Origin of the sequence: Synechococcus sp. MIT S9509 (assembly GCF_047303035.1) — a bacterium.
GTDB lineage: Bacteria > Cyanobacteriota > Cyanobacteriia > PCC-6307 > Cyanobiaceae > Synechococcus_C.
Map to the genome: position 1 here is coordinate 1,686,155 of NZ_CP138940.1, position 13,985 is coordinate 1,700,139.

Sequence of the window (13,985 nt, forward strand, 5' to 3'; positions counted from 1 at the left end):
TTTATGGAGTGGGTCGGTCTTGATCGTTCAGGTGGCTGCCACTGCATCAATGATGGTGTGATTCATCACCACACGGCCCACGGTGGTGAGGATGTAACGGCTGATCAGGGCTCCCTCCTCGTCAAATCGATCACGGCGGTAGGTCCACTGCTCCAGTCGTGTGCCGTCGGAAAGGGTTTCACTCTGAATGGGTTCGTCGCGCTCGTCGTCGTCTTCGACTTCACCGTTGAAGCGAACCCAGACCCAGTCGTGCAGTCCGAGGCGCTTGTCCTCGAAGGCATGGATCACGTCCTCCAGATCGGAGAAGGTCCGGCTGCGATCGCCGAATTCAATGGGGCTCATCTGCGGCTGAAGGGCAGTGAGGTAGTAAGCACCAAGCACCATGTCCTGTGACGGCGTGATGATTGGTTCACCGGTGGCGGGGGAGAGAATGTTGTTGCTGGCCAGCATCAGCATGCGTGCCTCGGTCTGGGCTTCGATCGCCAGAGGCACATGCACGGCCATCTGATCACCGTCGAAGTCGGCGTTGAACGCAGGGCAAACGAGAGGATGCAGCTGAATCGCGCGACCATCAACCAGTTTGGGTTCAAAAGCCTGGATACCGAGTCTGTGAAGCGTCGGAGCTCGGTTGAGCATGATCGGATGCCCCTCGATCACCTCCTGAAGCACCTGCATCACCTCATCATCAGCACGCTGGATGAGCTTCTTGGCGGCCTTGATGTTGTTGACGATGTTCTGGCGGATGAGGCGATGAATCACGAACGGCTGGAACAGTTCGATCGCCATCTCTTTGGGCAGACCGCACTGATGCATCTTCAGTTTGGGGCCCACCACGATGACGGAACGACCCGAGTAGTCGACTCGTTTGCCCAGCAGGTTCTGGCGGAAACGACCCTGTTTGCCCTCGATGATGTCGCTGAGTGACTTGAGAGGACGGTTGTTGGCACCGACCACGGTGCGACCACGACGGCCGTTGTCAATCAGGGCATCCACAGCCTCCTGAAGCATCCGCTTTTCGTTGCGGACAATGATCTCTGGAGCGAGGATCTCCTGCAGACGCGCAAGTCGGTTGTTGCGGTTGATGACCCGGCGATAGAGGTCATTGAGGTCAGAGGTGGCGAAACGACCGCCATCCAGCTGCACCATCGGGCGCAGGTCAGGAGGAATCACCGGAATGACATCAAGCACCATCCACTCCGGACGGGCATTGGTGGCGATGAAGTTGTCAATCACTCGCAGACGCTTGATCAGCTTGGCGCGCTTCTGACCTTTGCTGCTCGCGATCTCTTCACGCAGCTGCTCAGCCACCTCGTTGAGGGTGAGGTCCTCCAGCAGCTGCTTCAGCGCTTCCGCACCGATACCGACCACCGGCTCGTTCTCTATCTCGGAATCCTCGGCATAGATTTCATCTTCGATTTCAAGCCACTCGTCCTCGGTCAGCAGCTGTTTGTACTTGAGATCCTTGTGGTCACCTGGGTCCAGCACCACATAGCAGTTGAAATAAACAATCTGCTCCACATCGCGCAGAGGCATATCCAGAAGGATGGCCACATAGCTGGGTATGCCCTTCAGGTACCAGACATGGGAAACAGGAGCTGCAAGCTTGATGAAGCCCATACGGTGCCGGCGCACCCGGCTTTCAGTGACCTCAACGCCGCAGCGCTCACAGACGATGCCGCGGTGACGCACCCTCTTGTATTTGCCGCAATGGCATTCCCAGTCTTTCGACGGGCCGAAGATCTTTTCGCAGAACAGCCCGTCCATCTCGGGCTTGAGAGTTCGATAGTTGATGGTCTCTGGCTTGGTGACCTCGCCAACCACCTGACCATTGGGCAGGGTGCGCTGACCCCACTCCATCACCCGATCAGGTGATGCGAGTGTGATCTTGACGTAATCAAAGTGGTTCTCGGTCCGGAGGTTGCTGTTGGTCATTGACGATTAGGGAAGAGGGGGGTTGTCGGTTCGTTCGTTGATCCGTCAGTCCTCGTCGTAATCAGCGACGCCCAGGGATTCGTAGGTGGGCCTGCTGGGGGTGCTGCGACGGGGGTTCACGTCCTGCATCAGATCGACTTCCTTGCCCTCATCGGTGAACACGGCAATGTCCAGACCCAGCGACTGAAGCTCGCGCATGAGCACCTTGAAGGACTCCGGCGTGCCGGGGCGGGGGATCGGCTTTCCCTTGACGATGGCGTTGAGAGCCTCGTTGCGGCCCTGCATGTCATCGGACTTGACAGTGAGCAGCTCCTGGAGGGTGTAAGCGGCGCCGTAAGCCTCGAGTGCCCAGACCTCCATTTCGCCAAGACGCTGTCCACCCTGCTGAGCCTTGCCTCCGAGAGGCTGCTGAGTCACCAGGGAGTAAGGGCCTGTCGAGCGGGCGTGGATTTTGTCATCCACGAGGTGCACCAGTTTGAGGAAATGGGAGTAGCCCACGGCCACAGGTTGGTCGAAGGGCTCACCGGTGCGTCCGTCGATCAGCTGAAGCTTGCCGGGGTCATCGGGGTTGTAGATCCACTCCTTGCCGGGCTGTTTGGCCGCAGTCTTCAGGAAGGTCTCCACCGTCTGCTGAGACTTCTCTGCACCGTACATCTCATCGAAGGGCACAACCTTCACACGGCAGTCGAGGTTCGAAGCGGCCCAACCCATGAGCAGCTCGAACACCTGACCGACATTCATGCGGCTCGGAACGCCCAGAGGGTTCAGCACGATGTCTACCGGAGTGCCATCGGGGAGATATGGCATGTCCTCACGGGGAAGGATGCGGCTGATGATGCCCTTGTTCCCGTGGCGGCCGGCCATCTTGTCGCCGACCTGGATCTTGCGACGCTGGGCCACATAGACACGCACCACCATGTTGGCGCCTGGGGGCAGCTCATCGCCTTGTTCTCGGGTGTAGATGCGCACATCCACAACACGTCCGCGCTCGGTGCTGGGCACCCTGAGTGAATTGTCACGCACGTCACGGGCTTTTTCACCGAAAATCGCTCGGAGCAGTTTCTCTTCGGGGGGTTGATCGGATTCACCCTTCGGAGTCACCTTGCCGACAAGTATGTCGCCGCTTTCAACGAAGGCGCCGATGCGGATGATGCCCATCTCATCGAGGTTGCCGAGACTTTCCTCAGCAACGTTGGGAATCTCTCTGGTGATCTCCTCTGGCCCCAGCTTGGTCTGACGTGCCTCGATCTCGTACTTCTCGATATGCACCGAGGTGTAGAGGTCGTCGTTGACCAGACGCTCACTGACAAGGATGGCGTCCTCGTAGTTGTAACCCTCCCAGGGCATGTAAGCGATCAAGACGTTCTGGCCAAGAGCGATCTCACCGCCTTCACAGGCGGAACCATCAGCCAGCACCTGACCCACAATCACCGGGTCACCCTGCCGAACAATCGGACGCTGGTTCAGGCAGGTGTCCTGATTGGACCGCTGATACTTCTGAAGGAAATGGGTGTGTTCGAGACCTTCTTCGTCCTGTACCACAATCGCGGTGGCGTCAACGAAGGTGACGGTGCCATTCACCCTTGAGATCGGGACCATGCCCGAGTCGCGGGCAACCTGGGTTTCCAGACCTGTTCCGACAAGCGGACGCTCCGGACGTAACAGCGGCACAGCCTGACGCTGCATGTTGGAGCCCATCAACGCGCGGTTGGCGTCGTCGTGCTCCAGGAATGGAATCAGCGAGGTTGCAACGGAGATCACCTGCACGGGTGAGAGTTGCACGTAGTCCACCTGCTCAGGGGGGACCTTTTCAAAATCCTGCCTGTATCGGACAGGGATCAGGTCAGCGAGGATCGTTCCGTCGCTGTCGGTCGCCACATCTCCAGGGGCGACACGGCATTCGTCCTCGAGGTCAGCTGAGAGATAGATGGGATCGCCCTGCTTGAGAACCCGCCCGTTCTCGACTTTCCAGAAAGGGGTTTCAATGAAGCCGTATTCATTCACCCGGGCGTGGGTGGCAAGTGAATTGATGAGGCCGGCGTTAGGGCCCTCAGGCGTTTCGATTGGGCAGAGACGGCCGTAGTGAGAAGGATGGATGTCACGCACCGCAAAACCGGCACGCTCCCTGGTCAGGCCGCCTGGGCCAAGCGCCGAAATGCGTCGCTTGTGCGTGAGCTCAGCCAGTGGATTGGTCTGATCCATGAACTGACTCAGCTGACTGGAGCCGAAGAACTCCTTGATGGCAGCGACCAGGGGCTTGGGATTGACCAGCTGAGCAGGGGTGAGCGAGTCGGTTTCACCAACCGTCATGCGTTCCTTGATGATTCGCTCAAGGCGATTGAGACCCACGCGAACCTGGTTCTGAAGCAGCTCACCCACCGAGCGCACCCGGCGATTGCCGAGGTGATCGATGTCATCGAGGCTCGCTCCGCCGACATCAAGCTCCAGGTTGATCAGATAATCGAGGGTTGACAGCACATCCTCGTGGGTAAGGGTGCGCACAGAGTCGGGAATCGTGAGACGGAGCTTCTTGTTGATCTTGTAGCGACCCACTCGGCCGAGGTCGTAGCGCTTGGGATCAAAGAAGCGGGTCTGCAGAAGCTGCTGTCCGCCGCTGACTGATGGCGGTTCACCCGGACGCAGCTTTTTGTAGAGCTCAAGCAAGGCCTGATCTTCAGAGCTGATGCCCTCGTCGTTGGCGGCTTCAATCGACTTTTTGTAGTACTCCGGATGGCGGAGCTTGTCGATCACATCATTGTCCGAAAGGCCCATGGCGCGCATGAGCACGTGGGCGTTGATCTTGCGGGTCTTGTCCACACGGACGTGCAGAAGATCGTTCTTATCGGTCTCGAACTTCAGCCAGGCACCACGGTTGGGAATGACACTGGCGTTGTAGGTGCGACGCCCGTTCTTGTCCATTTCATCCTTGAAATAGACCCCGGGGCTGCGCACGATCTGATTGACGATCACGCGCTCAGCGCCATTGATGATGAACGTTCCTCTCTCCGTCATCAACGGCAGCTCGCCGATGAACACCTCCTGTTCCTTGATTTCACCGGTCTCCTTGTTGACCAGACGGCATGTCACGTACATCTGCGAGGCGAACGTCGCATCACGACGCTTGGCCTCTTCCACGTCGTGACGAGGACGCTTCAGCCGGTACTCGCTGCCGACGAAATGGAGTTCAAGCTTGCCGGTGTAGTCGGTAATCGGCGAAAAGCTTTCAAGCTCCTCGATCAGACCTCTCTCAAGAAACCACTTGAAACTGGCACGCTGAACCTCCACCAGATCGGGCAGATAGGTGGCGGTCTTGGCGACCTGAATCGCGCTGCTGCTCATGCGGAGACCTGCAGGTATCGGAGGGGACAGTGGGGCCTGAAGGAGGCAGCTGGTACAACCATGAAATGAGCTTTCAGCCAAAACAGCGGCGGCCACCCCTTGGAAAGGGACAACCTCCGCGATCACTGGCTTTAAAAGACTCGGGTCAGGACAGCTGACGTCGTCAATGCACCGGACGGTAATGGACGCTTCGGGAGTCCAAGCACAGAAAACCGTGCCTGGCCAGGCCAATAAGTCATCTTACACTTTCATGTTGCAACGGTCTGCAAGATCAGGGAAGCCTGAACAGACGCCTGGCATTGGCGGTGCTGTCCTGAGCAACCTGCTCGAGCGACTGGTCACGGAGTTCTGCGACACGCGTTGCAACCGAAGCCACGAATGCAGGCTCGTTGCGTTTGCCCCGGCGTGGGACCGGCGCCAGGAAAGGACAATCGGTCTCGACAAGAAATCGATCCTGCGGAACCTCCCTGGCACAGTCATGGGTGGGCACCGCCTTGGGGAACGTCACGGTGCCGCTGAAGCTGATGTAGAAGCCCAGCTCAAGAAATTGATGCATCTCCTCAGGCGTCCCCCCCCAGCAATGCATCACACCGGCGGGACACCGGCCCTCACGTTGTCGCGCACGCAGTTCGACCAACATCGGCTCTGCCGCATCGCGGCAATGAACGATCACGGGAAGGTTGAGCTCCACGGCGAGGTCGAGCTGGGGACGCAGGATCGCAAGCTGCTCATCCAGATTCTTGTCACGGAACAGATCAAGACCGAGCTCGCCGATGGCCACGACCCGGCTGTCATCCAGCGCAGCAATGCGCAACACTTCAGGTGTGTCATCACCCCAGTGCTTGGTGTCAAGGGGATGAACACCCACGGAATAACGCATTTCGGGGAAGCGATCCGCCAGGGAGCGGATGGCGGGAATCTCACTGGGTTCGACACAGGCGTGCAGCAGCGACTTCACCCCAGCGATCCGCCATCGCTCAGCAACCGCCTCAAGATCCTCCTCGAAGGTCTGAAAAACGATGTGACAGTGACTGTCGATTAACGCTGGAACAGCCATCGGACCCTGAAACGCGCCTTCAGGATCCATTCTGCAGGGCTTGTGGCCATCATCCTGGCCCAGAGATCAGCAATCAGCTTGCAGCGGGAGCGGGATCAATCGCCTTTTTCACAGCGACGGTGAGTCGGGCTTTCTGATGAGCTCCGGTGTTGCGGTGCAGAACGCCTCGCTTGACAGCCTTGTCAATTTTGCTGAATGCGGCATTCATGCTGGATTGAACACCGGCTTTCGCCTCATCACCGGGCGCTGCTGTGTAGGCATCACAGGCACTGATGCAGCGCTTCATGAGAGTGCGCATGGCCGACTTGTAGGCCTTGTTCTGAAGGCGATTGCGCTCAGCGATCTCAACGCGTTTCTTCGAAGATTTGTTATTGGCCACAGAGCCGGAATTCTCATCGACAGCCCACAACGTTAACCCAGGACCCTTCGGCTTCCATCGAGGTGATGCGGGTGGACCTAGCTTGACTGAACCTGATGGCCAGCGTTGATGACCACCCTGAGCACAGAGCCGGCGACAAGCGGTCTGCCCAGGTGCCTCGACAGCGCAGCCGGGGCAGAGCAACAACTCGATCGAATTTCAACACGCACCACCGGACAGACGCAGAAAGAAGCCACAGCCACTGTCGAAACCATCATCGAACGCGTGCGCACTGAAGGTGACAGCGCTGTGATGGCACTCACCGAACAGTTCGACGGTTTCCTTCCCGAACCGCTGAGGGTTCCAGCGGCTGAGCTGCATCAAGCCTGGGAGAGCAGCCCAGCGAACCTGCGGGACGCCCTGGAACTCGCCCACCGTCGGGTCCAGGACTTTCACATGCGCCAGAAACCACAGGACATCGACGTTCAAGGCATCCACGGAGAACGCCTCGGGCGTCGATGGAGACCGGTGCAGGCTGCAGGTCTTTATGTTCCGGGTGGTCGGGCTTCATACCCCAGCACGGTGTTGATGAATGCCGTTCCTGCAAGGGTTGCGGGGGTGGAGAGGCTGGTGATGGTCACCCCTGCAGCAGCCAATGGCCAGGTGAACCGGACCGTGCTTGCAGCTGCACACCTGGCGGGAGTGCAGGAGGTCTATCGGATCGGGGGCGCCCAGGCGGTTGCGGCTCTTGCTCTGGGCACGGAAACAATCCCTCGCGTTGATGTCATCAGCGGCCCGGGAAATCTCTATGTCACTCTCGCCAAAAAGCTGGTCTATGGACAGGTTGGCATCGACTCCCTGGCTGGTCCCAGTGAAGTTCTGGTGATTGCCGATGGCTCAGCCTGCGTTGGTCAGGTCGCTTCTGATCTTCTGGCCCAGGCGGAACACGATCCACTGGCTGCAGCCATTCTTCTCACCACATCCCAGTCCCTGGCCGATTCGCTGCCGGCGGAGCTTGAAACTCAGCTGAGCAGCCATCCCCGTGAAGCCATCTGCAGGCAATCGCTGGGGCAATGGGGGCTGGTCGTGGTCTGCGACAACCTTGAAACCTGTGCACGCCTGAGCGATCGTTTTGCGCCGGAACATCTGGAGCTGCTCGTGGAGCGGCCACGGATGCTGGCGGATCGCATCCAACAGGCAGGCGCAATTTTCATCGGTCCATGGAGTCCGGAAGCAGTGGGTGATTACCTGGCCGGTCCGAATCACACCCTGCCCACCTGTGGTTCCGCGCGTTACAGCGGCGCACTGAGCGTGGAAACCTTCATGCGCCATACCTCGATGATCGAATTCAGCAGGGAAGCGCTCGAAGCCACTGGCGGAGCAGTGGTGGAACTGGCCAGCAGCGAAGGACTGCACAGCCATGCGAACTCAGTGAAGGTCAGGCTGGACTGAGATCAGCCGACCTTGTCCAGTCGACGAACCCCTGCCACACCGTCATTCACTTCACCCACCAACACCTCGTGGGCGAGATTCACAAACAGACCGTTCTCCAGCACACCGGGAATGTTGTTGATGGTTCTCTCCAGATCCAGGGGGGTAGCAATTCCCCCGTCGAAACGAACATCCAGAACGAGGTTGCCCTGATCGGTCACCACAGGACCGGCCTTGCGATTCGCCATGCGCAGTTCGGCTTTTCCGCTCATCGCCGACAACCGCTGCTGAACCTGACGCCAGGCTCCGGGCAGAACCTCCACCGGCAGAAGAAAGTCAAGATTCAGCCGTTCCACCAGCTTGGTGGAATCCACCACCACGACGAAGCGTTCTGCGCGAGCGGCGACAAGTTTCTCCTGAACGTGGCATGCACCGCCGCCCTTGATCAGCTGGAAAGAAGGATCCACCTCATCAGCACCGTCAATGGCCAGGTCAATCCTGCTCACAGCGTTGAGACTGAGCAGAGGGATGCCCAGCTCAGCAGCTAGCACTTCACCCTGGAACGATGTGGTGACACCGACGATGTCCTTGAGCTGACCGGAGGCGAGACGCTGGCCGAGTCCCTGAATCATCAGAGCTGCCGTGGAACCTGATCCAAGCCCCACAATCATTCCGTCGCGGAACTGTTCGACTGCCGCTTGAGCGACGGCCTGTTTCATCTGGTTCTGAAGATCTGGCATCGTTCAGGTTTGATCCGCGGCGCGACCGTAGCAAGAGTGTCAGCCGAAACCCGGCAAGGGTTCAGGTTTGACGGACAGCTGCAGATCTTTTTCACCACGGATGATCTGAAGAGCCAGAGGTTGATGAATCTCTGCCTGATCGACCTGCTGAAGAAGTGTCTGGGGATCATCAACGGGAACATCACCCGCCTTGACCACCAGATCACCGCGACGCAGGCCAGCTCTCTGGGCAGGGCTGTCTGGAAGAACAGACTGAACAAGGGCGCCTGACCGTTCCGGCAGCTCGACGAGAGCATTGGGGTCCCGGTTGTGCTCTCTGGCGATTCTGGCCGTCAGCGGAATCAACTGAAGCCCCAGATAGGGATGAACAACTTCCCCGGCCTGTTGCAGCTGCTGGGCGACGCGGCTCGCGAGATTGATGGGAATAGCGAAACCAAGTCCAGCCCCGGGACCCGATCTGACAAGGGTGTTGATGCCGATCACGCGACCATCGGCGTTCACAAGCGGGCCGCCCGAATTTCCGGGATTGATGGCTGCATCGGTCTGAATCAGATCAAGGCGCTTGTCGTTGAAACCGAGACTGCTGATGTTGCGATGCAGGCTGCTGACAATGCCGAGGGTGACGGTCCGCTCAAGGCCGTAGGGCGTGCCCAGAGCGATGGCCCAGTCCCCGACATCCAGAGCATCGGAGTCCCCGAGCCTGGCCGGCTTGGGAAGCTCACCACCCTCCAGCCGGACCAGTGCCAGATCCGTAACCGGGTCGCGGCCGATGACGACACCGTCTCTTTGATCACCGTCGGCGAGGGTCACATTGACCTCATCGACCTGCTCAACAACATGGGCATTGGTGAGCACCAGGCCCTCTCGGTCGATCACTACCCCGGACCCCTGCCCGCGCTGACGCTCAGGGCCGTAGCCGGGCTCGCCGAGCAGGTCCCTGAGCAGAGGATCGATCAGGTTTGGGTCAAAGGGCTGACGCTCCACAATCCGCTCCGTGTCGATTCTGACCACTGCCGGAGCGACGTTGCGCACAGCGTCGGCAACGAAGCTGTGCGTGCCAGGGAAACCATTCGCGGCTGCCCATGCTCTGACCGGCAGAACCGTGAACGACAGAATCAGCAAAAAGGTCCCCGGCCAGCCGAGGACCACCTGCTTGGTTATCCGACCAGGAGCCACAGACGTGAGCGTCAGAACTGCGCTCACGCTAGAGGGGCCAATCAGAACATTTGGCTGGAATCAACAACCGTCGAAAAAGCGTCAGCGTTGAGGGGGTTGTCAAACTCCTGACCTGGGGGGATGGGTTGGCTCGCAGGCGAGCCAGCACTGAACAGATCGGGATCAGCACTGATCACGCCTTGACTGGAAGCGACTGTCGGCGACTCGACGAAATCGTCGAGACCGAAATGACCATCACCGCCAATAACAGAATCGAACGGTTCGCTTCTCGAAATCACCTCATCGAAGCTGGCACCGCCAAGAAGCAGGTCAGACGCCGACGCGATCAGACTCTGATCACCACTGCTGTCGTTGGAAAGAGCCCAGAACATCATGCCCCCTAGTCCCATTTCATCGACATAAGCCGTTTTGCCGGCGATGGTGGCTGGAGTTTCAATCGAACTCCAGACCTGAGTGTCTTCGTTGTAAACGAAAGCTGCCTTGGAATCGTCATCCCAGATCAATTCATAACGTCCGTCGGTGACACCAGTGATCAGATCCTTCTGGTCGTAATTCCCCGATTCATAAGAGCCAGGAGCCTGTCGTGCATCACCGGAGTTTCCCAAACCGAATGTGTCTCCAGCCTGCACATTCCCCCAGGCTCGTGTGTAGGCAGGAGCTCCAAGCACCACCTTATTCAGATCAACACCATTGACTTCGAACTGTTCAATTGCCGTAGCGATGTCATAGCCACCAGGATCATTGACCATGGCTGCCTGATGACCAGTCACTGACTCCCAGCCTCCATGGAAGTCGTAGGTCATCACATTGTAAAAATCAACATAGGGATCAATCCCTGGAAGATTCAGATTGGCAAGCTTGTCTGCCCCCCCAGCAGTGGCAATCGAAACCTCATAATTTTCACCTGTTGACTGCTCAAGTTCGTCAAGCTTGCCCTTCAAAAGCTCAAGAGTTAACGCAAAGTTTGCACCATCTTCAGAACTGGAGGCATTTCCCGAATCACCCCCACCACCGGGGTATTCCCAGTCAAAGTCAACAGTATTGAAAAAATCATATTGCTTGAAAATGTCAACAACATTGTCAGTGAAGCCATCTCGGCCAGAGGCAGAATCAACTGCCAGACTGAATTCATCCGACAGGGTCCAGCCACCGAGAGCAAATCCCAGATTGATATCAGGATAAAGCTGTTTAACGAGGTCGAACTGGCGCAGATTACCCACATATTCAACAGGCGTGCTCCAGCCCACCGGAACACCCGTCACGGTCACAGATCCATCAGAATTAGTGATGGACGTGAACTCACCGCCATCAACATATGCATTACGCCGTTCCAAATCCAGGTCCTGCCATTCAGCCGCTGAGAATGTTCGATTAACCTGCTCATCTGCTGTGAATCTCTTGTCCTCAGCCGCCCATGGATCGAACAGATTCACATCACCGTTGGCTTTCACATCAAAGAAGCTGTAATTGATATGGGTGAGTTGCTCGACATTGATGTCTTGCACAAGAAAATCACGTTCGTAAATCCCCCATTCCTCGAAATAAGCAACGACTTTCTTCTCTGGACTGTTGATCTCCTGGCTGGACGGACTCAGTGAATTGGAAGAATCAACTTGATCTGCAACCTGCAGGTTTGCTGAAATCTCACCAGATCCGGCAGAGAGAAGGTCTGACCTTGACGTTACAGCCACATCAGTTTGAGAACGTTCTGCGGCATCCGCCGAACCCCCATTGAGCAGATGTTCAGCCGACGCTTCTTTGGCAACGGTGTTTAATGAATTGGAATAATCAAGTTGATCTGCAACCTGCAGATTTGCTGAAATCTCACCAGGGTCTGCAGACAAAAATTCTGACGTTATTGTTGCATTTGCATCGGCTTCAGGAACTTCTTGAGTCTCTGCCGTGCCTCCAATCGGCAGAACTTCACCTGACGTTTCGTTGGCAACGATGGTTGCTGAACGAGAAACATTCTCTGCCCTGAAAAACAGATCGCTGGTGAGTTCTCCGCTGTTTGGAAGTCCCTCGCTGACCGCATTGAAACTCACATCGATGCTTTGACCGGCGGCGATCTCGCTGTTCCAGGAAGCAGGGGTGAGGGTCACCTGGCTGCCGCCGTCTGGCAATACATCGATGTCAGCACCACCAGCCCAGCTCTGAAAATCACTGTGGGGGGTCTCGAAACTGACAGACCAATTATCGATTGCGCGCTCTGAAGTGTTTGTGATGGTGAGAATTCCACTCATGCCACCCCAGTACAAGTTCCCGCTCACCTCGAGACTGAGCGGATTGCCACTGGAATCAGCCTGCACAGTGGCCGCCTCAGCGATGTCATTCAGCAGCGATGGGTCAGCCGATGGATCAGCATCGCCTCCAGTCATCAATGCATCTGCGATTTCAGCGGGATCCCCTGGCTGAAGTGATGGACCAGAAGAAGCAAGCGCCTGCTCTTCCACCGCCTCAAGATCAGAAGAGAGGGCAGGCGCTGGAGAAGGCAGTGATGTCGATGTATCAACAGGGGCAGCAGAAACAGCGGCACCAGTGAAGAAGTCTGAGCTGGTCAGAGCTCCACTGTCAGGAAGCCCCTCACCCTGGGCATTGAAGCTGATTGAGATCTCACCATTCGCTGGAATCGTTCCATTCCAATCAGCAGGATTGAATGTAACTCTGTTGAGGCCATTTCCTGCATCCGAAACCTGAACATCTCCAGACCAACTTTCAAACTGACTATGCGAAGTAAGGAAGGAAACTTCCCAATCTTCCACCGCTACTCCCATCGGGTTTCGGATGATCAGATCGCCGCTGATCCCACCACCCCACCACAGAGATCCATTCACATCGAGCTGAAGACAACTGTTGTGAGGATTGGCACCGCCCGGCAGATTCATCACCACATTGGAAAGATCCGGAGAAACCATATCCATAGGCATTGAATCCATCCCGTCGGACGACTGCTGAGACTCAGCAGTCATGGGCATCTTTTCGATTGATGCACTCGACTGATCCTGATCAGCTCGCTCCTGAATCAAACGATTACTCTCATCGAGTGTCGTGGGCTGACCGGGAGCTTCACCGAAAGCTGTGACAAATTCTCCTGGCCGAGTTTGCGAACCATCAGTCAAACCACCATCAGGAGTGAACAGACTTGTTCGGTCTACCAAGGCAAGCTGTTCAGGACTGAAGCCAAAAGCTCGATCAAGAAGGTCTTCCTCGATCTGGTCAAAATGAAATTCTAGATTTGCTCCAATCAAATCCTCCTTCTGAACATCAGAAAAAATAAACTTTTGCCCAAGAGGCTCAGAGCTTATAACCAAATCCGAACCAACATTTTCAACTGTCAGGCGCTCACGAGTACCAAAATAAAGGAAATTAATTTTGTCCAAACGAGGGTCAAAACCATCAACCGTTGTGACACTATTTTTTTCATGCGAACGTATATATACAGTGTTGCCAACACTCTCATTACCAGGATCAAAAGCGGGTCCTATCTTGCTCTCCCAAGACATGACTCCACCCACATCCTGCCGCAAATGCTCGTTACCAACAGGAGCAAAATTACGCTCACTTAATTCTTCCCAACGAATCCCCTGTCCATCGACATCGAGAATTCGCTGATATTGATCGGGTTGCCAAGGGAAAACAATCGTCGCAAAACCGTCTTCATCTTGTCCAATGATCAAGCTATGCACAGAAATATCAGAAAAATCCAGCTGATCGTTTGCAGGATCAAAGCCAAGAATGTCCTGACTAAAGTCGCCAACGGTGAAAGTTGCCATGGATCAAGATTGTGCGAGGTAGTTGAATCATTGCCGCTGAGAATGAAATCCAGAACCCTTCATCTTTAGGGTTTTCAGTTGAATCCAGACACAACTATCAACGACGCATTCACTTGATATTCACAGCCTTGAAATCATTGAGTCACACAATGCGTCACACCTGTGGCAGTGGTTGAGAT

Annotated in this window: 8 protein-coding genes; 1 reads left to right on the forward strand and 7 read right to left on the reverse strand. The window is 56.5% G+C overall.

Going from position 1 to position 13,985, the window contains the following annotated elements:
* Window positions 1–27 precede the first annotated feature (27 nt).
* The 4 genes from SIB73_RS09865 to rpsT form a co-directional block, all read right to left on the reverse strand.
* Window positions 28–1,932, reverse strand: a complete 1,905-nt coding sequence (locus tag SIB73_RS09865) for a DNA-directed RNA polymerase subunit gamma (RefSeq protein ID WP_413405499.1) — start codon at window positions 1,930–1,932, stop codon at window positions 28–30.
* A 45-nt stretch (window positions 1,933–1,977) separates the two neighbouring features.
* Complete coding sequence (gene rpoB / locus SIB73_RS09870) at window positions 1,978–5,271, reverse strand: DNA-directed RNA polymerase subunit beta (RefSeq protein WP_413405497.1); 3,294 nt, start codon at window positions 5,269–5,271, stop codon at window positions 1,978–1,980.
* A gap of 271 nt (window positions 5,272–5,542) precedes the next feature.
* Complete coding sequence (locus SIB73_RS09875; RefSeq protein WP_413405495.1) at window positions 5,543–6,328, reverse strand: TatD family hydrolase; 786 nt, start codon at window positions 6,326–6,328, stop codon at window positions 5,543–5,545.
* Window positions 6,329–6,401: 73 nt separating this feature from the next.
* Window positions 6,402–6,707 (reverse strand): 30S ribosomal protein S20, encoded by a 306-nt coding sequence (gene rpsT / locus SIB73_RS09880; protein WP_413405493.1) that lies wholly within the window; start codon window positions 6,705–6,707, stop codon window positions 6,402–6,404.
* A 108-nt stretch (window positions 6,708–6,815) separates the two neighbouring features.
* Here rpsT and hisD point away from each other — a divergent pair, with 108 nt between their 5' ends.
* Window positions 6,816–8,138, forward strand: a complete 1,323-nt coding sequence (gene hisD, locus SIB73_RS09885; protein WP_413405492.1) for a histidinol dehydrogenase — start codon at window positions 6,816–6,818, stop codon at window positions 8,136–8,138.
* Between the two features lie 2 nt (window positions 8,139–8,140).
* Here the strand turns inward: hisD and rpiA are convergent, their stop codons facing one another.
* The 3 genes from rpiA to SIB73_RS09900 form a co-directional block, all read right to left on the reverse strand.
* On the reverse strand, window positions 8,141–8,857 hold the full coding sequence (gene rpiA / locus SIB73_RS09890) for a ribose-5-phosphate isomerase RpiA (RefSeq protein ID WP_413405490.1): 717 nt from the start codon (window positions 8,855–8,857) through the stop codon (window positions 8,141–8,143).
* A gap of 39 nt (window positions 8,858–8,896) precedes the next feature.
* Entirely contained in the window at window positions 8,897–9,970 is a 1,074-nt protein-coding gene (locus tag SIB73_RS09895) for a trypsin-like peptidase domain-containing protein (RefSeq protein WP_413406289.1), read from the reverse strand.
* 104 nt (window positions 9,971–10,074) lie between these two features.
* A complete protein-coding gene (locus SIB73_RS09900; RefSeq protein WP_413405488.1) occupies window positions 10,075–13,806 on the reverse strand; it encodes a glycosyl hydrolase family 18 protein in 3,732 nt (1,243 codons plus the stop codon).
* Window positions 13,807–13,985 lie beyond the last annotated feature (179 nt).